25 protein-coding genes and 1 pseudogene are annotated in these 26,329 nt (G+C 38.1%); 23 read left to right on the top strand and 3 right to left on the bottom strand.

Going from position 1 to position 26,329, the window contains the following annotated elements:
• The first annotated feature begins 9 nt into the window (after positions 1-9).
• The 6 genes from QA584_RS27430 (at position 10) to QA584_RS27405 (ending at position 7,327) form a co-directional block, all read left to right on the top strand.
• On the top strand, positions 10-909 hold the full coding sequence (locus QA584_RS27430) for a carbohydrate ABC transporter permease (protein WP_278272274.1): 900 nt from the start codon (positions 10-12) through the stop codon (positions 907-909).
• 163 nt (positions 910-1,072) lie between these two features.
• Positions 1,073-2,803 carry an extracellular solute-binding protein gene (locus QA584_RS27425; RefSeq protein WP_278272273.1) on the top strand — a complete coding sequence of 577 codons (1,731 nt, stop codon included), beginning with the start codon at positions 1,073-1,075 and terminating at the stop codon, positions 2,801-2,803.
• Positions 2,804-3,021: 218 nt separating this feature from the next.
• Positions 3,022-4,395, top strand: a complete 1,374-nt coding sequence (locus QA584_RS27420; RefSeq protein ID WP_278272272.1) for an alpha-L-fucosidase — start codon at positions 3,022-3,024, stop codon at positions 4,393-4,395.
• Positions 4,396-5,043: 648 nt separating this feature from the next.
• Positions 5,044-5,523 carry a DUF2975 domain-containing protein gene (locus QA584_RS27415; protein ID WP_278272271.1) on the top strand — a complete coding sequence of 160 codons (480 nt, stop codon included), beginning with the start codon at positions 5,044-5,046 and terminating at the stop codon, positions 5,521-5,523.
• Positions 5,524-5,606: 83 nt separating this feature from the next.
• A complete protein-coding gene (locus QA584_RS27410; RefSeq protein ID WP_278272270.1) occupies positions 5,607-5,822 on the top strand; it encodes a helix-turn-helix domain-containing protein in 216 nt (71 codons plus the stop codon).
• Positions 5,822-7,327: a DUF4153 domain-containing protein gene (locus tag QA584_RS27405; RefSeq protein WP_278272269.1), complete on the top strand. Its 1,506-nt coding sequence runs from the start codon at positions 5,822-5,824 to the stop codon at positions 7,325-7,327. Before QA584_RS27410 ends, QA584_RS27405 begins: the two co-directional genes overlap by 1 nt.
• A 12-nt stretch (positions 7,328-7,339) precedes the next feature.
• Here the strand turns inward: QA584_RS27405 and QA584_RS27400 are convergent, their stop codons facing one another.
• Genes QA584_RS27400 through QA584_RS27390 form a run of 3 tightly spaced genes read right to left on the bottom strand, consistent with a single transcriptional unit; the run spans position 7,340 to position 8,901 of the window.
• Positions 7,340-8,056, bottom strand: a complete 717-nt coding sequence (locus QA584_RS27400) for an HAD family hydrolase (protein WP_278272268.1) — start codon at positions 8,054-8,056, stop codon at positions 7,340-7,342.
• A 37-nt stretch (positions 8,057-8,093) separates the two neighbouring features.
• Positions 8,094-8,555, bottom strand: coding sequence for an ImmA/IrrE family metallo-endopeptidase (locus QA584_RS27395; RefSeq protein WP_278272267.1), 462 nt, complete (start codon positions 8,553-8,555; stop codon positions 8,094-8,096).
• A gap of 13 nt (positions 8,556-8,568) precedes the next feature.
• Complete coding sequence (locus QA584_RS27390) at positions 8,569-8,901, bottom strand: helix-turn-helix domain-containing protein (RefSeq protein ID WP_278272266.1); 333 nt, start codon at positions 8,899-8,901, stop codon at positions 8,569-8,571.
• Between the two features lie 1,148 nt (positions 8,902-10,049).
• Between QA584_RS27390 and QA584_RS27385 the strand changes: the two genes are divergently transcribed.
• The 17 genes and pseudogenes from QA584_RS27385 to QA584_RS27305 all read left to right on the top strand — a co-directional run bounded on the left by QA584_RS27385 (position 10,050) and on the right by QA584_RS27305 (position 26,114).
• Positions 10,050-10,505 (top strand): phage scaffolding protein, encoded by a 456-nt coding sequence (locus QA584_RS27385; RefSeq protein ID WP_278272265.1) that lies wholly within the window; start codon positions 10,050-10,052, stop codon positions 10,503-10,505.
• 229 nt (positions 10,506-10,734) lie between these two features.
• A complete protein-coding gene (locus tag QA584_RS27380) occupies positions 10,735-11,139 on the top strand; it encodes a phage tail terminator family protein (RefSeq protein WP_278272264.1) in 405 nt (134 codons plus the stop codon).
• Positions 11,140-11,151: 12 nt separating this feature from the next.
• On the top strand, positions 11,152-12,195 hold the full coding sequence (locus QA584_RS27375; RefSeq protein ID WP_278272263.1) for a phage tail sheath C-terminal domain-containing protein: 1,044 nt from the start codon (positions 11,152-11,154) through the stop codon (positions 12,193-12,195).
• 15 nt (positions 12,196-12,210) lie between these two features.
• Positions 12,211-12,705: a phage tail tube protein gene (locus QA584_RS27370; RefSeq protein ID WP_278272262.1), complete on the top strand. Its 495-nt coding sequence runs from the start codon at positions 12,211-12,213 to the stop codon at positions 12,703-12,705.
• A gap of 643 nt (positions 12,706-13,348) precedes the next feature.
• On the top strand, positions 13,349-13,750 hold the full coding sequence (locus QA584_RS27365; RefSeq protein WP_278272261.1) for a phage tail assembly chaperone: 402 nt from the start codon (positions 13,349-13,351) through the stop codon (positions 13,748-13,750).
• Positions 13,751-13,931: 181 nt separating this feature from the next.
• Positions 13,932-15,995 carry a tape measure protein gene (locus QA584_RS27360; RefSeq protein ID WP_278272260.1) on the top strand — a complete coding sequence of 688 codons (2,064 nt, stop codon included), beginning with the start codon at positions 13,932-13,934 and terminating at the stop codon, positions 15,993-15,995.
• A complete protein-coding gene (locus QA584_RS27355; protein ID WP_331487778.1) occupies positions 15,976-16,647 on the top strand; it encodes a LysM peptidoglycan-binding domain-containing protein in 672 nt (223 codons plus the stop codon). The genes QA584_RS27360 and QA584_RS27355 overlap by 20 nt, the downstream gene beginning before the upstream one ends.
• Entirely contained in the window at positions 16,644-17,597 is a 954-nt protein-coding gene (locus tag QA584_RS27350) for an XkdQ/YqbQ family protein (protein ID WP_278272259.1), read from the top strand. Before QA584_RS27355 ends, QA584_RS27350 begins: the two co-directional genes overlap by 4 nt.
• Entirely contained in the window at positions 17,581-17,811 is a 231-nt protein-coding gene (locus tag QA584_RS27345) for a DNA helicase (RefSeq protein WP_278272258.1), read from the top strand. Before QA584_RS27350 ends, QA584_RS27345 begins: the two co-directional genes overlap by 17 nt.
• Entirely contained in the window at positions 17,808-18,203 is a 396-nt protein-coding gene (locus tag QA584_RS27340; RefSeq protein WP_278272257.1) for a DUF2634 domain-containing protein, read from the top strand. Before QA584_RS27345 ends, QA584_RS27340 begins: the two co-directional genes overlap by 4 nt.
• Positions 18,204-19,229 carry a baseplate J/gp47 family protein gene (locus QA584_RS27335; RefSeq protein ID WP_278272256.1) on the top strand — a complete coding sequence of 342 codons (1,026 nt, stop codon included), beginning with the start codon at positions 18,204-18,206 and terminating at the stop codon, positions 19,227-19,229.
• Positions 19,226-19,759 carry a putative phage tail protein gene (locus QA584_RS27330; RefSeq protein WP_278272255.1) on the top strand — a complete coding sequence of 178 codons (534 nt, stop codon included), beginning with the start codon at positions 19,226-19,228 and terminating at the stop codon, positions 19,757-19,759. Before QA584_RS27335 ends, QA584_RS27330 begins: the two co-directional genes overlap by 4 nt.
• A 4-nt stretch (positions 19,760-19,763) precedes the next feature.
• Positions 19,764-20,963: a hypothetical protein gene (locus QA584_RS27325; RefSeq protein WP_278272254.1), complete on the top strand. Its 1,200-nt coding sequence runs from the start codon at positions 19,764-19,766 to the stop codon at positions 20,961-20,963.
• A gap of 425 nt (positions 20,964-21,388) precedes the next feature.
• The gene (locus QA584_RS27320) at positions 21,389-21,688 is read left to right on the top strand and encodes a hypothetical protein (protein ID WP_278272253.1); all 300 of its coding nucleotides are present in this window, start codon (positions 21,389-21,391) and stop codon (positions 21,686-21,688) included.
• Positions 21,689-21,721: 33 nt separating this feature from the next.
• Positions 21,722-21,991 carry a phage holin family protein gene (locus QA584_RS27315; protein ID WP_278272252.1) on the top strand — a complete coding sequence of 90 codons (270 nt, stop codon included), beginning with the start codon at positions 21,722-21,724 and terminating at the stop codon, positions 21,989-21,991.
• A gap of 360 nt (positions 21,992-22,351) precedes the next feature.
• Positions 22,352-23,212 carry an N-acetylmuramoyl-L-alanine amidase gene (locus tag QA584_RS27310; protein WP_278272251.1) on the top strand — a complete coding sequence of 287 codons (861 nt, stop codon included), beginning with the start codon at positions 22,352-22,354 and terminating at the stop codon, positions 23,210-23,212.
• A 710-nt stretch (positions 23,213-23,922) separates the two neighbouring features.
• Positions 23,923-26,114 (top strand): annotated as a pseudogene (locus QA584_RS27305) (alpha-galactosidase).
• Positions 26,115-26,329: the final 215 nt, after the last annotated feature.

Raw genomic sequence — 26,329 nt, 5'->3', positions numbered from 1 at the left:
GAGACCGGTATGCAAAATAAAGTGAGAAAAACCCAAACAAAAGAAATGGATAAATTATTTTATATAGTAACCTACACAGTTATGCTGATACTGCTGTTTGTCTGTTTATATCCGTTTTATTATGTATTTATATATTCCATAAGTGATCCAAGCCTTGCGCAAAAAGGCATTACATTCTTACCAAAAGGAATTACCATTACAAATTATAGCAAAGTTTTAAGTTTAGATGGAATTTTACGATCCTTTTTCATTTCCTTATCCAGAACGGTACTTGGTTCCGGATTAACGGTATTAGCCTGTTCCTTTTTTGCTTATCTGGTGACAAAGAATATATATGGACGTAGGTTTATTTACCGTTTTGTAATTATAACCATGTATTTAAACGCAGGACTGATTCCCTGGTATCTGACGCTGAAAAGCTATCATCTGACCAATACCTTTTGGGTTTATATTATACCCTCGGCCATATCGGCTTATTATGTGGTTTTATTAAAAACCTTTATCGAGAATCTGCCGGTTTCACTGGAAGAATCGGCAAAGTTAGATGGCGCAGGCTACGTTACCATATTTGCTAAAATCGTATTTCCTTTATCGAAGCCTATACTTGCAACTATTACCGTATTTTCCGCAGTGGCCCAATGGAACAACTGGTTTGATAATTACATATTGGTTCAGTCGGAAAAGCTGGAAACTCTGCAATTAATGTTATATAACTACTTAAACCAAGCCAGTCAATTATCACAAATGAGTACTACCTCCCTCCAGCACGGAGCAGCGGCATATACTCTGACGGCACAATCGGTTCGTATGACCATAACCATGGTAGCAACACTGCCTATTCTGTTTGTATATCCCTTTATGCAGAAGTATTTTGTTAAAGGAATTATGCTTGGGGCAGTGAAAGGATAAATAGTATAAAGGAAGGAGAATACAACAAATTGTTACAACGGGTGTAATGGTATAAGAGAAAATTTGGAGGAAAAATGAGTTGAAGGAGGCCATGCAAAATATATCTTCCAAATATTTTACATCGCAAAACGCATGGAATGAAAAAATTATGAGAAAAAAATTTATGAAAAGGTTATTAGGAACCACACTATGCGTAACAATGCTTATGGGGTTACTAGGGGGATGCAGCAGTAAAGGCAAAGACACGGAGACAGGAACTACGAAGGGAAATTCTCAGACCACCAGCAGTCAAGCCAATCAGGAATCTAGCAGTAAAGAGGTGGTCACCTTAAATGTTCTTACTACAAAGATATCCAGTAATGTAACCGATTATCCGGATACGCCTGTCACGAAAGCACTTGCAGATGCGATTGGTGTAAAAATAAATATTATTGAAGCCGATACCGATAAATATAACGTATATATGGCATCAGGAGAAGGCTTTGACTTAATTCTTACGCCTACCAACAATTTCAATCAGCTAATTGAAGGTAATATAGTTACTCCGTTAGATGATCTTCTGGGTAAGTATGGTAAGGATATTACTTATAATATATCAGATACGGTTGCATTCAGCAAAAGCTCCTGGAGTAACGAAACTGGTAAACTTTATTTCCTTCCTTGTCAGATAGGTGTGGATTCCCAAGGTATTTATCAGGGAATGGGACCCTTAACCAGATGGGATTATTACAAGGAACTTGGATATCCTGAAATTAATAATCTGGATGACTGGCTGAATATGCTGGCAACCATGCAAAAAGCCCATCCAAAAACAAACGACGGACTTCCGGTTTACGGAGTATCCATGTTTGCAGACTGGGGAGTTTGGGGCTATAAATATCCTCTGGCCTGCTACTATGGTTATAATGAATTAAGTGGTTCCCAGACTGGTCTATATAAACCATCCACTATGGAATACAGTAATCTTTTTGAAGAAAATGGTCTGTTTTGGAAGAGTATTGAATATTACTTTAAAGCAAATCAGCTTGGTATTTTAGATCCGGATGCTTTTATTTCAAAATTTGATGACTTTACGGCAAAAGCAACCAATGAACAGTTGTTAACCGGCCCGGCTACCTGGGCTATGGGTGAGTTTAACTCAAAACACTCGGAGGAGGCGGTTGGGTTCCAGGTTATCCCTACCAACTGGGCATATCAATGGGGTGGAACCAATTATAAAGCAGGCTGGGTTGATAAATGCTTTGGTATCAGCTCAAAGTGCAAGAATCCAGAAAAGGCAATGGAATATCTAAACTATATCTATTCCTATGAAGGTTGCCGTCAGCTATACAGTGGTGTGGCAGGTAAGGATTATACAGTTTCGGACGGCAAACCTACTCTAACCCAGGCAAGCATTGACCTGTATTTAAAAGGCGGAGAAGAATGGAAAGTAAGCGGACTTGGGTTTGACCGTAATATTGTGGGTCTTGGTAGTTATACCATCAATCCAGCGGATGGAAAGACTTTAGACTTATTTGTAGATCCTTCTATCTATTCTCAAATGTTAACGAAATGCCAGAAGGATTTCTCAGATTACTATAAAGTAAATTATCCGGACGAAATTTTTAAGCAGTACAGAGAAAAATATAATGTAAAAGATCAAAGCAATACGGATGCCTTTACCATTGCCCTTGTTTCTCCGGCCTCCGATGAGATTGCAAGAAAAGAAGCAAGCCTGGTGGAAGCTGCCATCTCAGCCGCCTCTAAGATTATTCTTGCTTCCAATGAAGAGGAATACAACGCATTAAAGCAGCAGACAATGGAAGAATTCAATAATATAGGGCTGAAAGATGTTATCGATTGGTATTCCAAGGAATGGAATGCTGCAACGGAAAAAGCAAAACAATTTAAATAATTTTACTGGATTTTATTATATAATATAGATAGATAAGCTTAACAATTATATATGGAAAACCGAGTGTCAAAAGATAAATCTTTCGATTGGATGATTAGACTCTTTGACACTCCTTCCATTAAAAAACGATTGAAAGGAATGCCGCCAGAGGATTTATACCAACTTGAATGCGGCGGCTGGCACATCAAAACTACAGCGTGTCAGTGAATGGGTACGATATGAAAACATTTATGAAAGAAGCTGCCGGTGTAAGCCCGAGTAAAAGACAGCTTGCCTGGTATGAAACAGAATTCTATGCTTTTATCCATTTTGGAGTCAATACATTTACAGACCGGGAGTGGGGAGAAGGCAGTGAATCGGAGACGGTTTTTAATCCGGAGAATCTGGACTGTGACCAATGGGTAGAAGCAATTAAAAGTGCCGGTATGAAAGGAATGGTTCTTACTGCGAAGCATCATGACGGCTTCTGTCTATGGCCGTCTAAATACACGGAACATAGTGTGAAAAACTCACCCTGCAAGACGGATGTTGTAAAAGAAGCTGCAATGGCTTGTAAGAGAGGCGGGATAAAATTTGGTATTTATTTATCTCCCTGGGACAGAAACTCAAAATTATATGGAACGAAAGCTTATAATGATTATTTCTGCAATCAGTTAACGGAGCTTTTAACGGAATACGGCGATATTTTTTATGTGTGGTTTGACAATGCCTGCGGAGAAGGACCTAATGGAGTGAGACAGGAATATGATTTTCCCAGATACATAGAGCTTATTCGAAAATATCAGCCGGAGGCAGTTATTTTTAATGACTTTGGTCCGGATGTACGCTGGTGTGGGAATGAAGCCGGAATCAGCAGACATTCGGAATGGGCTGTGGTGCCAAAGGAATTATGCTTTTACAGTGACGTACAGACCGGTGCCGGTCCCATGGCAGGGGAGGGGGATTTATCTTTTCTGTATAATACGAATCAGAATCTGGGAGAGCTTAACAACATTATTTATTCAAAAGGGTTGACTTTCACTCCCTCTGAAATTAATATGTCCATACGACCAGGCTGGTTTTGGCATCAAAAGGAAGAACCCCACAGTATAGAACGGTTATTTAATACTTATTTGACTTCTGTAGGAGCCAATGCTTGTTTTCATCTTAATCTTCCGCCTACCACGCAGGGGCTTATTGATGAACGGGATGTTACCCGTCTAAAAGAGTTCGGAGAGCTTTTGCAAAGGGAGTTTGGCAGTGAAATCCCTGCAAAAATTGAGAAGCTTGATGTTCAGTACCCAACCCAGCCAAAATACATCATAACCTTTGACAAACCCAGAAATGATTTTAAATACATTGTTTTACAGGAAAATATCGCAAAGGGACAAAGAGTGGAAAGTTTTCAAATTGAGGCGGAAACCGAGGAAGGCAGCCGTTATCCCTTCTACCAGGGAACTGTAATTGGTAACCGCAAGATTTGCAGGCTATGGGACCCTTTTAAAGGACAGAACCCCCTTACTAGTTCTATCGGTTATAAAGCCAAACGGCTGATTGTACACATAACTTCTGCTCGAGATGAAGTTGATTTAAGCAGAATTAAGGTTTTTTAAGAGAGATTAAGTCTAATAGCAAAATACTTAGGGTATACCTGAGTTGAAAAGAGATTGGTTTTATACCGGTCTTTTTTTGTGCTCTTTAACTTGCCAACAACTCAAAGCTAAAAATGCAACTTGAATTACATGGTGGTTTTTTTGTTTATTACTTAAGTACTATATAGTAACTCAGAGTATCCCAGAGTATTCTCGGTTACAAAAACTGCGTTTCGTTTACAAATATTCAGTTGTCATTTACAAAGATGGCTTTTCAAATTACAAAGTAGCATCTCGTTTACAAAACCTGCATTTCGTTTACAAATATTCAGTTGTCGTTTACAAACATTGCATCTCATATTACAAAGTGGCATCTCGTGTTACTATTAACTACATTTAAGTTAGATTTTTTGGTAAGTCACCGTATTATAATAAAAATTTATCGTAAAACAATAAATATATATTGCATTATTGCATAACATAGAATATAATATACTAAACAGCTTAGGACAGCTGAGGATAGCATGAGGGAACAATTAAAAAATGGTAAGAGAAAAAAGAGTAAAAAATTAGAAAATAGTAAGAGACACAACAAAAAGAGACAATAAAAATGAGACAACAACAATGCAAAAACAGCAAAAAATAATGTAAATTAAAAGGAGATGTAGTATGAAGCAGCATGAAATAGCGAATTGGTTAAAAGGAATCTGTTTTGGAATTGCAGTAATGGGATTCATTTTTTTTGGGTATATCATTCCTAACCTTGCACTGGAAAGTAAAAGGCTGAATCCCGAGATAGCCTATTTATTCTGGCCAGGTTTAATCAGCGTATGGACCATTGGGATTCTCAGTTATAGTATTCTTTTTCAGTTCTGGAAAGTATGTGTGCAGATTGGTCTGGACAATTCCTTTTCCCCTGAAACTTCAAAATCCTTTGCAATAATCAGCAAATTAGGCGTCGTGATCTCAATTATCTGCTTTTGCGGTATGCTTTACTTAGGGATGAATAAGTGGCTGAATCTGGGGCTTATGTTCCTGTTGGCGGGAGTCATTTTTATTGGTATTACGGTGACGGTTCTGGGAGCAGCCCTGTCCCACCTGATATTAAAAGCATATGAGCTGAAAAAGGAAAATGAACTTACAATCTGAGGAGATGATATGAAGCATAAAATTCGAAACAATGTATGAACGGATTTTAGAATTAGGATCCGGCATATGGGAAAGAGGTTACTATGGCAATTATAATAAATATTGATGTTATGCTGGCAAAGAGAAAAATGAGCGTTACCGAGTTATCCGAAAAAGTAGGAATTACCATGGCAAATATATCAATCCTAAAAAATGGGAAAGCCAAGGCTATAAAGCTTGATACTCTCAATAAAATCTGTCTTGCCCTTAAGTGTCAGCCGGGAGATATCCTTGAATGGAAAGAGGAGGAAGAGGAATAATGGAAGAAAATCAAAAAGCAATCAATTATGAAATAATAAATCCTTTACAAAAGACTGAGGAGACGGTAACCTTTAGCCGTCAGGAGCGTATATTTGCTTTTATTATGCTGGTACTTGGATACTGCTTCGTCCGTTTTGTTCTTTGGAACGTTACCGGAATACTAACTACATTATTCTTTGCCGGAACCACATTTATCTGTTGGTTTTATCTCAAAAAGAGTGGCTATAAGCTGAATACTTATAATAAGGTGATTTTTATTTTACTGCTTTTATTTAGTACCGTATTTTCAATTACGGATAATGGCTTTATCAAGTTTCTTGATGCCTTATTTTTAATTATGACCGGGACATATTGGGTTTACTCGGTATCTAAGGAGAATAAGACCACGGAGCGCTTTTTCTTCTTTGATTTGGTAAAAGCCACTCTTGTGATGCCCTTTGCCAGTATAGGCAAGTCTCCAAAAGCCATTATTGATTCCGCGAATAAATCAAAATCCAGTAATAATATCAAGTTAATCTTATTAGGGTTAGTGATAACGATTCCCTTAACTTTTGTTGTGGCAGGGCTGTTAATAAGTGCCGATGACGGTATTAAAGTGATACTGGATGCAGTGTTTGGCAAGCTTTTTAATTCCAGCCCCGATATGATTATGCAGTTTGTTATTAGTGTTTTGGTTGGTTTCTATTTATTTGGTATGCTTTATTCGAATGCAAATAGGGTAAAGATAGATGTTCTTACCGAAGAGAAATGTGAGAATACGCTAAAATCCATAAAGATTTTTCCCAATCTTTTGATGTATTCTGCCGCTACCCCGGTATGCCTTTTGTATGTACTGTTTTTCGTATTACAATTACGGTATTTTACCTCCGGGTTCTCTGGAATACTACCGGAAACCTATAGTTATGCCGAATATGCCAGAAAAGGATTTTTTGAATTGTCTGTAATAGCGGTCATTAATCTGTTGATTCTTATGGCAATTAATTTCCTGTCCAAACAATCCGGCGATACAAAAACAGCTATATTAAAGGGATATTCCGTACTTATTTCCGTATTTACCATCCTTATAATTGCTACGGCATTAAGCAAAATGATTCTGTATATCGGTAATTATGGACTGACCCCCCTTAGGGTATACACCTCATGGTTTATGGTTTTATTGGGGGTACTGTATATGCTTATTTTAATCAATGAATTTAAGGGTAACTTTAATTTTATCAATTATTCCGTAGTAACATTTGTCCTGTTCTTTGGTATTTTGTGCTTTTCTAATGTAGATGGCAATATTGCTAAATACAATATTAAAATGTATCAGACTGGCTATCTGAAAGAACTGGATGTATATGCCCTGTGCAATCTGTCGGATGATGCCCTGGTGTATGTATTAAGAGAAAATCTGGATACCGGCGATTGGCTGGACGGAAAACTGAATCAGTATCAGACTAATCCGAAAACTGCTTATAATTTGTCTTCCTACAGGGTTAAAAAATTATTGGAAGGGAAATAAAGGAAGGGACTATTATCTTAAATCCGGCAGTCCCTTAATCAATTCCAGTAATTCATAAAAATCACCTTGTTTATATGCAGCGATATCAGCTTCCTCCTTATTGATTAAGCAATCCATTAAGAGGAAAGCCTCCATACCCAGAGTTTTGGCGCACATATCTTCTTTTACATCATTACCGATCATGATGCATTCCTCCGGTGTTTTTTGGAGCACAGAAAGAATCTCCTTGTAGTAATCCAGATTAGGTTTACAGTAGCTGGAGTTTTCATAGGTAGTAATGTGTGCAAAATCCTTAACCTCAAGTCCGGCCCAGCCTATCCTTGTGTGAGTTGCGACTTGAGGGAAGATAGGATTAGTGGCAAGGACGACAGTGTAGCCTTTCTCCTTTAACAGACGGACACAATCCATTGCTAAGGGGTTTGAGGATGTGGTGGTTTTGGCCAAATTGAATTCATTTTTATAAAACTCGTCAAATATGGGTTCCATATCCCTCATGTCTTCCCCTAATATATTGCTAAAAGTATCCCAGAAACGCTGTTCGTTAGTCCTGGTTCCGTCGTTGTTTATCATAGCATAGGTTCCGGTCCATACGGCTTTTGTTAATTTTTCTACATCCAGACCATAAGGGATTAGTTTTACAGCCAGAGCTTTAAAGTAGGAATCTAAAAACAGTTCCTGGCTTGGCATGGGTAATAAGGTTCCGTCTAAATCAAATATAAAGGTATTCATGTGTTTGTTCTCCATTTGTTATTTGAGGCAGTAAGTGTTATTCCAGCCTTTTTAAAACACCTAGGCAGGGCGTGAAATAGATAAGATAATTTTTATATTCTACGAAGGTTCCGTATTTATTTTTATAAGCCTCCAAGGCATCTTTTAAATAATCCTCTGTAATATCTAAGTGTTCAGCCATGGTATAAAGGCTTGTACAACCGGCTTCATAACACCTTATTATGCCCTCTAAACCTACCTGAAGATCGTAGGAAATTAAACGGGCACGATATTCCTGCTTTCTGTTATTCTCATTTGTCTGGTCAAGGATGTTGCCGACAGAGGTCAGATGATGACCGATTTCTTCTGCCAGGACACAGCCTTTTTCCTTGGAGGTCAGATGTTTGTCGATCGCAATGCAGCCGTCAATATATAAACCTTTTAAACCCTCAACTTCATATAGTTCCATTTCTTTTACAAACAGATTATCGTGCTGCTTTTGTAAATCTTCGTATGTCATTAACCTCTCCCCTTTAATAACCCTTTTGTTTATTACTTCTTGCTGCAAGAAGCAGCTGCTTATATTCTTCGATCTTAGAAAGTTCCTCTGCGGTCCAGTTTTCATTCTCTTCTTTATGAGCCGCGATGGTTGGCACGGATACTTCCTCCCAGCCCATAAGGTATGCGGGGGAGCATTGAAAGATTTCGGCAAGCTTAACAATTGATTCATGCTTGATATTTTTGATTTCTCCGCTTTCGTACCGTTGCATGGTAGCTTCTTTTACTCCCAATTGGTTTGCTACTTCCAGTAAAGTCATTCCTGAGGCTAACCTTCTCTCCTTTATCCTTCCTTGTAAAACTGACATAAGTACCGGCTCCTGATTTTTATATATTTAGGTTTTTGATAAGGGAAACCCATAAACCTATCAGCGTATCGATCAGCTCATTACCTGATTAGGTATTATTATACTGAACAACAAGGTGTTCTCATATAGGATATTCTTATCATCTTCATGATAATTTTGTAACTTGCGTAGTACCTTTACCGTTATAGGCATCTTGCAAAGCCAATGCACACAAAGCCTATAAATACTTGGATATTAGTGCATAAATACCTGAAATGGAATGAATACATATTTCTGACATTTCAGGTTACTTCTTAATAAAAGGTACAAGATTAATATAACACTAACTTTCTCCAAATGCAATATTGAAATAAAAAAATTAAAAAAACTTACGTATTACGTATTGACAAAGCGTAAAGGGGGTGGTATTATTATCTTACGCAATACGTAAGAGATGAATCAAAGCAGATTTGGTATAGATATCAAAGTTGATCAGATTTGTAATTCTCAAACGTTGGCAGATATTAAATAAGGTTTATAGTCTTCTTATAAAGATTGTTGTACAAGCGGTTAAAGAAATACAGATAAAGACATAAAGTATAGTTAATCCTATTACAATGACTAATTCATTATAGCTAGTGAAGAGATAACAAAGGAATTAGATAGTAAAATTGAATTAGCAACCAAGGTATAAGGCTTAGATAACAAAAAAATTAGTAAGTCTAAGAAACAAGGAAGTCTAAGAGTGAGTTGTAAATTTAAAAATATTAGATGCATTTATACGCATTTATACTTATAAATTAGTTCTTTAAATTGATTAAGTAAAACTCATATTTACAGTATCAATTAAATGTTATTATTACTATTTTATTAATAGTATTTAGTCTCATATCAAAAACTATTTTTTTTACCTAAAAACTTACGTAAAAAGTAAGACAAGTTATAAATGATATCAGTGTAGATGCCCAAAAGGCATAGGGAAAAACGGTCATATTAGTTGAGGGGCGGGCAGCGACTGTTGAATATTCAGCTTATTTTTTAAAGCTTTCATAATAGAAGAAGTAAGAATGGAGAACACCTCGTCATTTTGGTATTTCTGACGTTAACTACAAAGACAAATAACTTGGACTAAACCATGCAAAAACAATGTATTTGAAAGTGAGGATTTTATGAAGAAAGAGCAATTTATAAAACTTGGCTTTACGGAAGAAATGGCTGAAAAAGCTGTGGATATTCTGAAAGAGGAATTAAAAGGCTATATTCCTAAGTCCAGATTTGATCAGGTAAATGATGTTAAAAAAGAATTGGAGAGAAAACTAGCTACTTTGGAGGTTCAAAGGAAAGAACAAAATGCCAGTAAACTCACCCACCAGGAACTTGAGAAAATCATTCGTGACATTTTAAGCACCAATGCTGCCATAAAAGCGGAACAGGAAGCGAAAATGAAGGATCTCCTCAAGGAGCTTGCGATCCGCCACACACTTGGTAAGTTTCAGTACACGGACCTGTTAATCGGCATGTTTGATAAATCCAGGCTTTCGGTTGCTGAGGATGGTACCGTAACCGGTATTAAGGAGCAGCTGGAAGAAATCAAAACGTCTTATGAGGGGCTGTTTCGTATATAGTTGAGGACAGGCGGGTACTAAACATTTATATAAGTCATGGTGAAATGAAAATGCTTATATGTGGATAATCTGATCGCTTATCACGAAAGGCTTCATTAACATATTACGCTTGAGTTTCATGGAGGGGCTTATAAAAAAAGTTCACTAAAGTTTCATGAACCATTTGCAGCTGTCAAAGCAGCCATACCGTAAAGTGGGAAGCCAGAAGGAAAGGAGTGGTGGAGGGAAGATGCAGGATACCATAAAAGAGGCAATTAAAACTAAGCTGTTAGAACTTTATCCGGATTATACCGTATACGACGAGGATCTGCCGGGAGAATATCAAAAGCCATCATTTTTAATTCAGGTAAAGAGTCAGACTTATACCAGTCTGCTTCAAGGAAATTATAAGAACCAAATGATGCTCGACATTTCTTATTATAGTAATGTTTCTGAAACTATAAATGGAGATTGTCTAAGAGTTTCTAATAGCCTGCTTATCGGATTTGACAGTGTGAATCATTGCCAGATTAGAAATAAAAAAGCAGAAACCATTGAAAAAGTACTGCATTTCACCTTTGAAATCCAGTATTCCGTAAGGAAAGAGGAAGAATTTATTAAAATGCAGAAACAGGAAGTTAATACAAAATTATAGAGGAGGATTATCATGGCAGGAACATGGAACAATCAAAATAAAATTTTACCGGGTGCATATATTAATTTCTTAACCAATGCCCCCTTATCAATTACACCGGGAGAACGTGGAACCGTACTTTTACTTTTGGAGGTAAGCGTTGGAACAGCAGGTGATATCTATACAGTAACGGCGTTAGAAAATGATTTCCCTGCAGGGGTAACAGCAAAGGATACTTTTTTAGCAGGACAGGCTTGTAAAGGCGCACAGACCGTAAAGGTATATAACCTTGGCAGCACCCATGACGGGGCAGCAGTACAGGCAGCTCTTGAGGCCATTAAAACCGTAGATTTTGACGTATTGGTTTATCCTTATGACGGTACGGACTTTAACAGTAACAAAGCGGTTATTGCAGACTTTATAAGCGGCATGGTAAACAGTGAAGGAAAAGGAATCCAGGGTGTGCTGGCAAACCACAAGGGAGACTTTGAAGGTATTATTAACGTAACCCAGGGGGTTAAATTAACTGACGGAACGATCCTTACAGCCGCAGAAACCACACCATGGGTGGCTGGTATCACTGCCGGAGCTAATATTAACCGTTCCAATACAGGTAAAAAGTATCAGGGTGCCATTGATGTTGTACCCCGTAAAACAAAAGCGGAAATGGAAGCTGCCATTACCAATGGTGAATTCATTTTCAAGGTAGACAGCGCACAGAATGTTACGGCTGCTTACGACATCAATTCCCTGACAACGCTTACAGAAGCAAAAGGGAAACCCTTTACCAAGAACAGGGTAATCCGTACCCTTTATGGTATCAACAATGATATTACGGAAATCTTTGAGTCTAACTATGTGGGACAATTAAATAACAATCAGGACGGCAGATCCCTGTTAAGGGCAACCCTCGTTGAATACTTCAATGAATTACAGAGACTGGATGCCATTAAGGATTTTACCGCTGATGATGTTACCATATCCCAGGGTTCAGATTCCGATGCTGTTGTAGTTGATTGCTATGTGAAACCCGTTGACAGCGTCGAAAAGATGTACATTACAGTAAAATTATCCTAAGGAGGCAGATAGAATATGTCAGACAATAATAATTATGTAAGATTAGCAGATACCATCTCTTCAAAAGAGGGGAAAGCCTTTATCATAATCAACGGAGAAAGCAGAGTATTATTTGAAATCTCCAGCTTAAAAGCCCAGATTGATTTAACGGTACAAGCCAGAAGAATGTTAGGTCACCGCATGACTCAGCACAAAGTAGTAGGGGCAGAAGGTACCGGAAGTATGACCATGTATTTTATGAACTCCGATATGTTAAAACTTGCAGTTGAGTATCTAAGTGGGGGAAATTTCGGTGATATTACCATTCATGCAATCAATGAAGACCCTCAGTCTTCTATTGGCAGACAGGAGGTACGGCTTCATAATGTATTGTTAAAAACCATACCGGTAACTACCCTGGATGACCAATCCGATGATCCGATTACCATTGATACGGACTTTACCTTTGATAATATTGAAAAGCTGAGCGATTTTAATACACCGGCAAATTATGCGGATTTTAATAATTAAAATAATAAATATAAATATAAATAAAAACATGTAGATGCAGGCAGAGTACAGACCTGATTAGAACGTATATTTCTTCCTGACTTTATCCATAAATGCCAATAGCCACAGGATATTTCTCCCGATACATAGGTTTGGTTTGGCAGGGGGGCTGGCTGCATCTGACTTCATCTGATCGATCCCGGGAAGTATTTATAAGGGCCGGCTTTGTTATTATAGATAGGAGGGCTGGTTTGGAAAATACGGAATTTGAATACTAATTTTTTATACTACTTTAGTAAAGGGATTAAGTGCTGAATTGTTCAGGTATTGTTTATGAAATGTTTGAGATAAATGTTTTATAAGGTTTATCAATAATTTGAACCTATTTGGTATGCATCAGGTCTGTATTCCCCCTTTTTACAAGGTGATTGTTGAAAAATATTGTTATAGATTTATGGATTAAGAGTTGTAGATTAAGTAAGGTAGATTAAGATAAGTATATTTTGTAATAGGTGTTAAGAATTTAGTTAAGAAAAGCAGATGAAAAATAGCCCGAAGCGAAAGGCAAAGAAAGCAAGCCTAAGAAAGTAAGCCTAAGTAAGTAAGCGAAGTAGTTCATCACAAATTTAATAACAGATTCATTTGAATGGAAAGGAGAACTAATATGAGTTCATTAAAAGCATTTTTAAATCCGGTACAAGTTGAAAATCAGGAGGTAGTGGTATCCAATCGTTTTATGGAGGACGGCAAAGTAATTCCGTTTATTATCCGCCCCATTACCCAGAAGGAAAACGAACAGCTGATTAAGAAATATACCAGAAAAGATAAAAAAGGAACAGAAACCTTTAACCGTACGGAATATGTTCAGGCCTTAACCGCAAGCGCTGTAGTATTTCCCAATTTATTTGACGCCAAGCTTCAGGATAAATACGGTCTTGGCGAAACAGAAACCCTTAAGAACATGCTGTTAGTAGGCGAATATGCCACCTTAGCCCAGGCAGTTCAATCTTTAAGCGGTCTTGATACCGATGTGAATGAGGACATTGAAGAAGCAAAAAACGAATAAGGCAGGGTGATGCTGAGTTTAATCTAGCTCACTTTGCACTTCAGAAACTGCATATCCTTCCCTCCGTGCTGGATGCCATGAGCCAACGGGAAAAAGCTTTTATATACGCCAGTATCTCAGTGCGGGTTGAGGAGGAGAAAAAGCAGTCGGATAGAATAAAGGCGAAAGGAGGCAGAAGGTAATGGCGGATATTAGTGCGGTTTTAGGTATATTTACAAATTTTATGGTGAAGAGCAAAAAATTGACAGATCCTATCGATCAGTTTGAAAAACTAAATAAGGTTGCAGGAAATGTAGCTACCCAATTTCAAAAAGGATTAAGCGGCATTGAAAATTATGTAAAGACGGATGCGAGATTAGGATTAATGACTAATAGCTTGGAAGATCATGTAAAGTTACAAGATAAAATTTTTATATCAGCAAATAAGGCACGAACCTCTTATGCAGATATGGTCGATACTGTAACAAAGCTAGGATTATCAACAGGAAATTTGTTCAAATCAAATCAAGAAGTAGTCTCATTTTCAGAATTACTGCAAAAATCAGTTGTTGCCAGCGGTACAAGTGAAAGTAAGAAACCATTAGTCATGCAGCAGATGGTAGATTCAATGGCTAGTGGCAGTATGGGTAGTGGTGCTTTATTATCAATTGCGCAGAACGCGCCGGTAATTTATGAAGCGATATCTAAGTTCACAGGTAAATCAGGAAATGAATTATTGAATATGGCAGATAAGGGAGAATTAACGGCTGAAAAAATAAAAAATTCAATGTTCGGTATGCAAGCTGAAATTGATAATAACTTTAATCAGATGCCATTAACATTTACGGATATTATGAACAAAGTTAAAAATGCTGGAACTGATGCATTTGGTAGTCTTTTTATAGCAATTAATGATGTGGTTACTAGCCAAGGTTTTATAGATTTTTTTGATTTAATAATAGAAGTTATCTATGCTGTAGGTGACGCTATTGATTATGTAGTAAGTCTTATTACTAAATATTGGCCGTTTATAGAATCAACATTAATGGCAATAGGTGTATTATTATTAGTTAATATAATAGCTAAATTACCAGTAATAATTGGATACTTAGCTACATTACTTCCCTTGCTATTGACTAATTTGGCTACGTTTTTGGGATTAAATGCTCCTATAATTATCCTATTAGTGACTATTGCGGCAGCTATATATTTACTGCGTACTATGGGTGAAGAAACTATGGCTTTTATAGGTGGACTTATAGGTTTTATTATAGCCTTATTTATTAATTTGTTTTTTGCAGCAACACAGATAATTTTTCGGAAAATTGAATATTGGGTTAATTTATTTGTAGCATTTGCTAATTTTTTCGCAAATTTTTTACAGGATCCCGTGGGCTCCGTTATACACCTGTTTTGGGATTTAGTGGATAATGTACTTGGTGCTATTGAAAAAATGGCAACTGGAATAGATTTTATTCTAGGAACTAATTTTGCAGAAACCATTAAAGGTTTGCGTGCAGATATACAAGTATATGCTGATGAAAAGGCAAAAAAATATGGTGATGGAACTTATGAGGATAAGGTGCCTAAATTAGATATTAATAATTTATTAAGTAATGTTGGCATTCCTATGAATCGTGCTAATTATGGTGATAGTTGGAAAATTGGTGAAAATATTGGAGGAGAAGTAGGAAAATCTATTGAAACTCTTTTGGGTGGTAATCCAACTGAAGAGGGTTTAAGACCTAGTGGTAATAACAAATTTTATGACTCACCTGGGACAAGAGATCTAAGTAATATATTGCATAACAAAGACATTAATGATACAAAAGATACAACCAACATCAATACGAATGATTTAGATGCAATGTTAAATAGTATGCTTTCTGCTAATGGTAGAGATTTTAATCTATCACCAACCAATTCAAGGGAGAATAACTCAAATTTTGATTTATCGAATTTAGGAAATTATAATAGCTATGGATTCGGTATAAACAATAATACCCCGATTCCAGGTACTGATCCTAATAGTTCAGTGAATGTAAAAATGTCAGAGGATGATTTAGCCTACTTAAAAGAAATTGCAGAACAGGATAACATATCTAAAGTAAAGACCAACACTTTAGCACCTAATATAAGTATTCAATTTGGTGATGTCCGTGAGACTGCGGATGTCAATAAGATAGTAGCTCGCATCAGGGAAATATTACAAAATCAAATTGCAGTGGCAAGTGAGGGGGGATATTATGTACGCGGTGTTCTTTGATACCGGAAAATCTAAATACAGATTGCCGACCAACCCGGAAGAAATTGAAGTTTCAAGCACCCAGGCAATTAATAAGTTTGAAGTCCTAAAGCTTGGTCAGATTGCAGTCCCAACCCATATGGAGTTAAAGCAGTACAGTTTTGAATGTGAATTTCCTTTACAATGGTACAGCTATGTAGAAACAAAAAAAACAAAGGAAGATTCAGCAAAAAATAACAGTAATGAAGATCCTATTTTTAAGTCAGCGAACTTTTATATTAAGCTATTTTCTAAATGGCAGGAGAATTTAATACCTGTAAGGTTTATAGCCGGTCGCGTAATTAAAAATGATAATCTGCATGATGATAGTATAAACATCAAGGTGCTAATCGAAGATTTATCTATTAAAGAAAGAGCAGGAGAAGAAGGGGATAAATACATTTCCTTTAAACTTCTGGAATATAGGGACTTCGACCGGATTAAACAAGATGATAATAAAACAAATCCAAAAAATAAAGGTACTTATGTGGTCCAGTCAGGTGACAGTCTATGGGCAATTGCTAAGAAATATTATGGAAATGGCTCGAAGTATACAAAAATATATAATGCCAATAAAGACAAAATAAAAAACCCATCACTGATTTATCCCGGGCAGAAGCTGGTGATACCATGATGGAATTTATAGTAAGTGTGGATAACCAGTTTTATGAAATCAGTGAGTTGGTGACGAAAATATCCTATGAAGATAAATTAAATGACGGCTGCAGCAAACTGGAATTTTCCTATATAAATAATAACCTTGAAATAAAAAATGGCAGTGCTGTAAAATTCACTTATAAAAATGCCAATATATTTCAGGGGTATGTATTTAAAGTAAGCCGCGGCAAAGGAAATGAAATCAGCATAACAGCCTATGATCAGCTAAGATATTGCAAAGCCAAAGATACCCTGGTAGTAAAAGGGGATACAGTGACTACGTTAGTCAACAAAATGTGCAATTATTTTAAACTTTCAAAAGGTGATATAGCAGACACAAAATATATACTGGCTACTGGTGTCCAGGATGATAAAACCTGGCTGGATATCATTTATTCTGCTATCAGTGATACATCATTGCACAAAGGGAAACAGTACGCTCTTCGGGATGAATTTGGTATGATTTCCTTAAGAGAACTTGGAAAGCTGGGTACAGATTTGATACTGGGTGATAACAGTTTATGTTATGACTATAAATTTGATCAATCCATTGATGATGATTTTTATAACATGATTAAGCTGGTTTCCAAAGATGAAGAAGCGAAAAAGGTGGATATTACAGTTAAAAAAGATGAATCATCTATCGATAAATATGGATTATTACAATATTATGAGAATATTGATAAAAAATATAATTCATCCCAGATAAAAGAAATGGCCAATAACCTTTTAAAGCTTCACAACAAAGAGAAAGAGACCATAAGCCTTGACTGTATCGGAGATACCAGAATAAGGGCCGGCTCCGGTTTTTACTGTTTAATCGGAGACATTAACTACAATAAGAAACTGATGGTAAAAAGTGTGTCCCATGACTTCCTGCCATCCCACACCATGAGTCTGGAGGTAATGAATGATACAGGAGATTAAAAGAATCGTGGAAAATTATTTAAATAATGCGAAGCTGTGCAGCATACTTCCTGGAACTGTTACAGCGGATGGAATTCAAATCAGTGATAAGCTGACCATACCGGAGGAACTGATTATCGGTAATCTAAAGCTTACCGCAGTGCCGGGGGATAAAGTCAGATTAATCAGAAATCACGGCGGGCAGCAGTATTATATTCTGGAGGTGATAAAGTGATTCCAGTAAATCGAATACCGGACGGACTAACTTTTTCCGAGGATTTAGAACCTGGCAGAACCTATCAGTTGACAGAAGATAAAATCCAGGGGTTTGTAACCGATGGAGAAGCATTAAAACAAGCTATCTATAAGGTGTTAAATACAGAAAAATATGAGTATCCCATCTATAGCTTTCAATACGGAATTGAACTGAATAATCTCATAGGGCAGGACCCGACCTACGTAAAAATAGAACTCATGCGAAGAATCAGAGAATGTCTGTTAACAGACGAAAGGATTACTGGTGTGGACAATTTTCAATTTACAGAGGCCGGGGATGAAATAAACTGTACCTTTACCGTTACCAGCATCTATGGGGAAATGCAGATTACAAGGGAGGTGACTTACTAAGTGTTTGAAGTAATGACATATGAAGCCATATTAGAAGATATGTTAAGCCGTGTCACCAGTGATGTGGACAAGCGGGAAGGAAGTGTGATCTACGATGCCCTTGCCCCTTGTGCTTATCAGCTGGCACAGAATTATTTTAACTTAAATAACTTTATAGACCTGGTTTCCGGGGATACGGCAGTGGGAATTTATCTGGACAGGGTGGTAGCAGATTACGGTATTACCAGAAAGCCTGCCACTATGGCGGTTAGAAAGGTAACGGCTACTGGTGCTATTCCAATTGGCTCCAGATGGGGTCTTGGGGAAACCACGTATCTTATTACCGGCAGCTTAACGGAAAACAGTTACAAAGCCCAGTGTGAACAATACGGAGAAACCGGAAACCTATATACCGGTAACCTTCTGACCCTTGATAATATTCCAGATATCAAGGCAACCCTGGCAGAAATTATAACCGCCGGGGAAGAGGAGGAAACGGATGATAATCTCCGTATCAGGTTCTATAACCAGATTCAGTCCCCAAGTACCAGCGGCAATGCGGATAATTATAAAAAATGGGCGTTAGAAGTTCCAGGTGTAGGGGATGCCAAAGTATATCCTCTTTGGAATGGGAATGGAACCGTAAAAGTTATTATTGTGGACAGCAATATGGCCATTGATACCGGTTTGGAACAGCCGGTTTACAATCATATCGAAGCCGTGAGACCCATTGGAGCCACAGTTACGGTAACCAGTCCTGCCAGCCGGGATATATCGGTAACAGCCAATATAAAACTGGATGGAACCAGGCATTTACAGGAGGTTGTAAGCAGCTTTACACAAGCCTTTACCGGATATTTAAAAGGAACCATATTTGAAGCCTATATGGTCAGTTATGCTAGAATTGGCAGTCTTTTGCTGGCAACGGAAGGGATAGCGGATTATTCGGATTTGCTTGTAAATGGCGGAGTAACCAATGTAGCGATAGAAGATACGGAAATGCCAATTGCCGGAATAATTACTCTGACGGAGGTGGTTACAGAATGAATCTGAACTTAATGGAATACCTACCGGAGTACTATACCGGCAATCAGACCATGGAAAACCTCCAAGGACTGCTAAATGGTGAGATAAATAAACTAGCTGGCAACCTGGAAGAAACCGTAGACCAGTGCTTTATTGATACTGCCACCTTTTTGTTAAGCAGATATGAAAAAGTCTACGGACTGACGGTAGATGTAACAAAAAGCGATGAATTCCGGCGGGAGCGAATCAGCGCCAAGGTAAGGGGAACCGGAACTGTAACGAAACAAATGATTGCAGAGGCAGCCAGGTCCTACTCCAACGGCGAGGTAGTGGTGATTGAGGATAATGAGAATAGCAGCTTTGTGGTGAAGTTCGTAGGAACCAAAGGGATTCCGGCTAATATGGCGGATTTGACTTTAACCATTGAGGAAATTAAACCGGCTCATTTGAGCTTTATCTTTGAGTATACCTATAACACCTGGAATGATATTTTGCACATGACCTGGGCAGAAGCAGGAAGCTTTACCTGGGATCAGTTAAGAGAGAGGTGAGAGAATGGCAGAATATACACAGAATTATAATTTGGAGAAACAGAAGGGGAATGATTATGTCAGTATTGAGGGGCTGAATGGGAATTTTGATATTATAGACTCTGGGTTAAAAGAAGCAAAAGATAAGGCAGATCAGGCTTTTCAGTCAGCCAGTAATGGTAAGGCTTTAATTAAGAATGCTATTACTGGCGTGGATCCGGATGTAAGTCTACCAACCGATGCAACTTTTACTCAGCTTGCATCGGCTATAGGGCAAATAAAGACAGGGGTTGATACCGAGGATGCCACAGCAACGGCAGAGCAGATATTGACTGGAATGACGGCTTATGTAAAGGGAGTCAAGGTGACTGGTAATATGACTAACCATGGGGTGGTAAACATTACACCAGGGACAGCTAATCAAGTAATCCCGAAAGGTTATCATAATGGCAGCGGGGGTGTTGCCGGCGATCCTAATTTAGTATCAGGTAATATAAAATCTGGTGTTAGTATCTTTGGGAAATCAGGTAAAAATAGTGTGGTAGATACAGCAGATGCTAATGTAACAGCGGGGCAAATGCTTACTGGGTATTCTGGGTATGTAAATGGAAGCAAAATCAATGGAAATATACCCGTTGTCAATCCAGACTACAATGACCAAATGGGAACCGGTTCAGTTAGCGCGGGGGCTTACACCGGCGATGGTGCAAACTATGCTTATATGCATTTGGGACTTAACGGGAAGTATGTAAATGGAATCAATTACATAAGACATTATGAGCCGTATTTAGTACCTGCATGTATAGTACCTGGAGCCTCCATAATGGGAGTCGCGGGAGCTGCGTCAATGGGTAAAAAATTTGCAAATGGAAGTGTTGAGATAACTACAGCAAGAGCAACGTTTTATTATCAATCAGGCAGTATAGTAAATAATTATCCTTTTGTAACTGTATCTGGACTTACATTTACACCTACATTTATTCATATTATTTGTTTTCAATGGAATGGAGTCTATGAATATGTGACTCAATATACAACAATTACAGGAAATGAAACAAGAGAGCCATCTTTTAAAACAGCAATCTATAATAAATCGTCAGGTCCGTCAGGAGGCGAAAATTTTAGCGCGCTTAAGGGAGCGGCATATGTTAATTCAACCGGTTTTTGTGCTCCAATACTGCTCGGCGATGCTGGAACCATATGTTATTGGCATGCCTATGAATAGGAGGATATATGGAATATTTAGTTAATCATGATAACACCAGAAAAATTTATTATTAGACAAGCGGCGTTCTTGCAGGACCTGTAGGACTACAATTCATAAAATTAACCGTACCAGAGGATAAACGGCTTGTAAGCATAGATACATCGAAAAAACCGCATAGTCCTGTATTCGCAGACATTCTTAAAACAGTATAGATAACTTAGAAGAGATAGTCGCAGACCTTACGAAACAGCTTGCTAATGAAAAGAAAGCGAAATTAATGTTAATGGAAGCAATGGCAGAGACCTACTTAGTCATTACACCAGAACAATATCAGGAGATAACCGGTGAGGTTTTCACAAAGTAAGTGACTATATTATTAAGCAGAGACCCTTATATGACATAACATATAAGGGTTTCATCACTAAAAAAGGAGACAATTGCCTATGACCATCGAAGTTGCTATGCTCATTTCCGGTGTTTCCCTTGCCTTTGGCATATATACAGGGATAACAAATCTAAAGAGAAATCAGAAGACTGATACAAAACAGGACACTGCTGAGCTTACAACGGTGATTGTCAAGCTTGAGAATATAGGAAATGGGATTTCAGAAATAAAATCCGAACTAACCAATGTGAAAAACGATAGCAAAGAGGACAGGGAAAGGATTATACGACTGGAGGAATTAACAAAACAGGCCCATAAAAGGCTGGATAATATTGAATTATATAAAAAGAACGAATGAGGCGGATTTGTGATATAATAAAGGAGGAAATATATGGAACTTACATTTTTAAAGGACTACATTAATCTGGTAGTATTAGGCATTTGCCTGTGTATCGGTTATGTCATTAAAACAAGCCTTGATTTCATCAATAATAAATACATACCCGTTATCATGCTGATAATTGGAACCTGCGTAAATGCCGCAATGAACCTGTCTCATATCACTGCCGCCGTAATACTTGGCGGAATGATTAGCGGACTGGCCAGTACCGGATTATACGAAGCAATGAGAAACTTAATTAACAAAGAAGGAAACCAGTAACTGCGAAACCATAAAGCGTTATAAATCCATACAATTCTATACAAATCTATACAATTCATATAAATTTCATAGCTACAGTTGCTGAATGGATAAGGTCATCCGAGACCGTATGGATAAGGTCGTTCGAGACTGTATGGGTAAGGTCATCTGAGCATGATTCAGCTCTGGAATTGTATAAATTGTAAGGTATAAAAGAATGCTTATCTAAGGTTTCACAATTATCTAAAAAGGGAAGAATGAGGGGCAGATACTTAGTTACTGCAAACGACTGCTAAGGCAGCAGTCACGTGAGTAATAGAAAAATATAACTTCTTCCCAGAGATTTAAGCCGCCTTAAGGGCGGCAGAATGGAGGGGTAATATGGCTTATTTAGTTGCAGTTGACAGCGGACATGGAATGGAAACGGCAGGGAAGCGGACTCCTGCCATACCGGAAGAATGGTTCGGTAAAAAGAAAGGCGAGGTGATTCATGAAAAAGAATTTAATAAACCAGCCGCCGAATACCTGATTGCGGCACTGAAACGGTGCGGTTTTCAGACGCTTAATGTAAGTCCTGGGACGTCCGATCTACCCTTAACAGACCGTTGGAAAGCCGCCAATGCTGCAAAAGCGGATATTTTTATATCCAAGCATTACAACGCTTCAACCGGTAACTGGGGAAATGCCCATGGAATAGAAACAATCATATCCCAATATGCCGGAGAAGACAGTAAAAACCTTGCCCGTTTGGTGCAGGCAGAACTGGTACAGGCTCATAAAAGGGAAGACAGGGGTGTTAAGGCAGATATTGTACAGTCAGGCATTAATATAGCGGTACTACATAACACGAATATGCCTGCCATACTGACGGAATCCGGATTTATGGACAACTTAGCAGAAGCTAAGACAATGCTTGATCCAGAATTTCAGAAAGCCGATGGAGAAGCTACCTGTAAGGGAATCTGTAACTATTTTGGAGTTAAATATGTAGAAGAAATTCTGACACCAACCAAAAGCATTACAAAAACTTCTCCCAAAGAAGCAATTACATGGTTACAGCAGAAATTGAATACGGCTTTACCCGGTGTAACGTATATCCCCCTTATAGCTGACGGAGTATTTGGAACCAGAACCCGGATTGCAGTCCTTATATACTGGGAATTCAAAGGCTGGAAACAGGATGGCAAAGAAGACGGCTGGAAGGTTGGTCCTGGGACTATTAAGGAACTGGCTAGATTATAACTTTACAGATAAAATGGATTATGAATTAAATATTGCTTAGTTAACTAGATATTGCTTAGTTATCTAGAATTGTTTCGTTATCTATAAATTCTGTAGGTACTATTTATAATTAGGCAGTAATGGGAAAAGCCCCGTTTCAGTGATATGCTCCCTTTGTAGTAGACAGTTTATTTAATATAAACTGTTTGCTATAAGGAGGAGCTTTTTTCAATTCCAATTAATCCGTTTAAACATTTTTGAGGTATTTTTCCTTCAACATTACAATTAATGCATTTCTTGTACATTCCTGTTTGTGGGAAAATGTCATACAATAGATTATATTACTTCATCATCTTCCTATGTCATAATGACAGTTTGATAAAATAATTCTCGTGTTACTATTAACTATAAAATAACTCTTTTTGGGTTTAAGTTTATTTTTTTATAGCAATATAGCATGTTACAACATACTTATTTAACATGAGCCCCAAATTAGGAAAATGGTTAATGTAAGGCATAACCATATTTATACTTATTTTCTGAAAACGGTCATATAGTTCATAAAGTAAAACCATAGAATGCATTATTTACCAATTCCCAAAGGAAATATTTGATAAACCGTCCCAGGAAGGGTTATAATATGCCTGTTAGATTAAGAGGGGGTCACCCGGCAATTCTAAATAGTAGTTTGACTAAAACTATATACTTGAGAGAAAGGCAGAGGAACTTTTATGGGAATTAAGTATAATGAAACGAATCGAATCTTTAAATTGGACACACCAAAATCTACCTATATGTTTGGTATTGTGGATGAAGAAAATTTTGTAGGACATATGTATTACGGCAGGAGGATAAAGGATGAAGACCTTAGCTATTTAATGCGTAATCCTTCCGTGCTACCTTCTAAGAGTAATAGGGACAGGGTAAACTTTTTAGATTCCCTGCCTATGGAATATTCAACCCATGGGATTGGAGATTTCAGGGAATCCTGTCTTTCTGTTAAGACAGCAGACGGTCATTCAGCCTGTAGTTTATCCTACGTTTCCCATGTTATATATAAGGGGAAAAAGGTACTAGAAGGACTTCCCGCTACTTTTGGAAATGAGGAGGAATGTACTTCCCTGGAACTGGTTTGTGAGGATAAAGTCTTAAAGCTTCGCATTATACTGACATATACCGTTTTTGAAAAACTGGATGCTATCACTAGAAGTGTAAAGATTATTAATGCTTCCGAAGAACCGATTTACCTCACCAAAGTATTAACCACATGCGTGGATATGGATAACAAAGAGTATGACATGATAACCTTGTATGGACAATGGGCCAAGGAACGCATGATTAATAGAAGGAAAATTACCGACGGCAAGAACCTGATTAATTCTCTAAGAGGGGTATCTTCCCATCAGGAACAGCCGTTTATAGCGGTATTAGACCACAACGCCAAGGAAGAACAGGGAGAAGTCTATGGCTTTAACCTGGTTTACTCCGGAAACTTTATGGCTCAGGCAGAGATTACCCACCTGGACATGTTGCGGGTAACCTTAGGAATCAATCCGGTGGATTTTTGCTGGAAGCTTGATAAAGGGGCTGCCTTTACTGCTCCGGAAGCCGTATTAGTGTATTCCTCAGAGGGAATCGGGGCGATGACCAGAACCTTCCATGATTTATATAGAAGCCACCTGATCAGAGGCGGATACAAAGATAAGAAAAGACCGATTTTAATCAACAACTGGGAAGCCACCTATTTTGATTTTGATACGGATAAACTATTAGACATTGCCAGAGAAGCTAAAAAGCTTGGTATTGAAATGCTGGTAATGGATGATGGCTGGTTTGGTGACAGGAAGGATGATAACACCTCACTCGGAGACTGGTTTGTAAATGAGAATAAATTAAAAGGCGGGTTATCCTATCTTGTTCAGGAAGTTAATAAAATTGGTCTGAAATTTGGTCTCTGGGTTGAACCGGAGATGGTGTCACCAGATTCAGAACTGTTCAGGGCCCATCCGGACTGGGCGATACAGATACCCGGACGAAGTGGTGCTTTAGCCAGAAATCAGTTGGTATTAGACATATCCAGAAAAGAAGTAAGGGAGGGAATTTATGAGAGTATTCATAAAGTTCTGTCCGAGTCCAACATAGAATATGTAAAATGGGATATGAACCGTGCTCTGACAGACCTTGGCAGTGTTAGCCTTAGCGGGGATACCCAAGGGGAACTCTATCACCGTTATGTCCTTGGAATGTATGAATTGCAGGATAAGCTCACCAGAGATTTCCCTCATATTCTCCTCGAAAACTGTTCCAGCGGCGGAGGTAGGTTCGATCCCGGTATGCTTTATTACAGTCCTCAGATTTGGACTTCTGATAACACGGATGCCATAGACCGCTTAAAGATACAGGAGGGAACCGCCCTTATTTATCCCCTGTCCTCTATGGGTGCCCATATAGCAGACTGCCCAAGCCATTCCAATGGAAGGATTACGCCATTATCCACCAGGGGTTATGTAGCTCTGGCCGGTACCTTTGGCTATGAATTAGACGTTACTAAAATACCGGAAGCCGACCGGAACCTGATACCGGAACAGGTTGCCATGTATCATAAATATAATGATCTGGTTCGGGAGGGAGACTACTTCCGTATTGCCTCTTATCAGGAAAATAATGAATACGACTGCTACAGTGTGGTTTCCAAAGATAAAAAGGAAGCATTGGTTACCTTTATTCAGGTATCCGCAAGACCGGGCTTCATATGAGAAGGGTTTATTTAAAAGGTTTAAGGGAAGAAGTTATGTACCAGGTGGAAGAAACCGGGGAAATAGTAAGCGGCGGAGCCCTTATGTATGCCGGACTCAACATTCCGAATATGTGGGGGGATTATCAAGGCAGGCTGATGCATCTAATCAGTGTAGTCTCTGATTGATACTTGGGCTAATCGATTAGAAGGAAGTTTCTGTCTGCAAGACGGTTAGTAAAACTCCTAATGAAAGTCTACTATATTTATAATATTATGTAAGTTCTTTTCTAGAAACAGGCTGGGTATATACCCAGCCTCCAGACTGTAGACAAACTGCGTTTTCTATAGTTTCTTTATTTAATTATTGTTTGAATATACAGTTACCACATAATTATGCTATC

It is taken from the genome of Anaerocolumna sp. AGMB13025, from assembly GCF_029689925.1.
Taxonomy (GTDB): domain Bacteria; phylum Bacillota; class Clostridia; order Lachnospirales; family Lachnospiraceae; genus Anaerocolumna.
This window is presented reverse-complemented; position numbering and strand designations above follow the sequence as displayed.

Coding starts and splice junctions, on each gene's coding strand:
- QA584_RS27325 (WP_278272254.1), top strand. CDS start 19,764: ATGGCAGAATATACACAGAATTATAATTTGGAGAAACAGAAGGGGAAT.
- QA584_RS27425 (WP_278272273.1), top strand. CDS start 1,073: ATGAAAAGGTTATTAGGAACCACACTATGCGTAACAATGCTTATGGGG.
- QA584_RS27420 (WP_278272272.1), top strand. CDS start 3,022: ATGAAAACATTTATGAAAGAAGCTGCCGGTGTAAGCCCGAGTAAAAGA.
- QA584_RS27390 (WP_278272266.1), bottom strand. CDS start 8,901: ATGTCAGTTTTACAAGGAAGGATAAAGGAGAGAAGGTTAGCCTCAGGA.
- QA584_RS27310 (WP_278272251.1), top strand. CDS start 22,352: ATGGCTTATTTAGTTGCAGTTGACAGCGGACATGGAATGGAAACGGCA.
- QA584_RS27330 (WP_278272255.1), top strand. CDS start 19,226: ATGAATCTGAACTTAATGGAATACCTACCGGAGTACTATACCGGCAAT.
- QA584_RS27405 (WP_278272269.1), top strand. CDS start 5,822: ATGGAAGAAAATCAAAAAGCAATCAATTATGAAATAATAAATCCTTTA.
- QA584_RS27365 (WP_278272261.1), top strand. CDS start 13,349: ATGAGTTCATTAAAAGCATTTTTAAATCCGGTACAAGTTGAAAATCAG.
- QA584_RS27355 (WP_331487778.1), top strand. CDS start 15,976: ATGTACGCGGTGTTCTTTGATACCGGAAAATCTAAATACAGATTGCCG.
- QA584_RS27350 (WP_278272259.1), top strand. CDS start 16,644: ATGATGGAATTTATAGTAAGTGTGGATAACCAGTTTTATGAAATCAGT.
- QA584_RS27370 (WP_278272262.1), top strand. CDS start 12,211: ATGTCAGACAATAATAATTATGTAAGATTAGCAGATACCATCTCTTCA.
- QA584_RS27380 (WP_278272264.1), top strand. CDS start 10,735: ATGCAGGATACCATAAAAGAGGCAATTAAAACTAAGCTGTTAGAACTT.
- QA584_RS27415 (WP_278272271.1), top strand. CDS start 5,044: ATGAAGCAGCATGAAATAGCGAATTGGTTAAAAGGAATCTGTTTTGGA.
- QA584_RS27320 (WP_278272253.1), top strand. CDS start 21,389: ATGACCATCGAAGTTGCTATGCTCATTTCCGGTGTTTCCCTTGCCTTT.
- QA584_RS27345 (WP_278272258.1), top strand. CDS start 17,581: ATGATACAGGAGATTAAAAGAATCGTGGAAAATTATTTAAATAATGCG.
- QA584_RS27410 (WP_278272270.1), top strand. CDS start 5,607: ATGGCAATTATAATAAATATTGATGTTATGCTGGCAAAGAGAAAAATG.
- QA584_RS27395 (WP_278272267.1), bottom strand. CDS start 8,555: ATGACATACGAAGATTTACAAAAGCAGCACGATAATCTGTTTGTAAAA.
- QA584_RS27375 (WP_278272263.1), top strand. CDS start 11,152: ATGGCAGGAACATGGAACAATCAAAATAAAATTTTACCGGGTGCATAT.
- QA584_RS27315 (WP_278272252.1), top strand. CDS start 21,722: ATGGAACTTACATTTTTAAAGGACTACATTAATCTGGTAGTATTAGGC.
- QA584_RS27385 (WP_278272265.1), top strand. CDS start 10,050: ATGAAGAAAGAGCAATTTATAAAACTTGGCTTTACGGAAGAAATGGCT.
- QA584_RS27400 (WP_278272268.1), bottom strand. CDS start 8,056: ATGAATACCTTTATATTTGATTTAGACGGAACCTTATTACCCATGCCA.
- QA584_RS27430 (WP_278272274.1), top strand. CDS start 10: ATGCAAAATAAAGTGAGAAAAACCCAAACAAAAGAAATGGATAAATTA.
- QA584_RS27360 (WP_278272260.1), top strand. CDS start 13,932: ATGGCGGATATTAGTGCGGTTTTAGGTATATTTACAAATTTTATGGTG.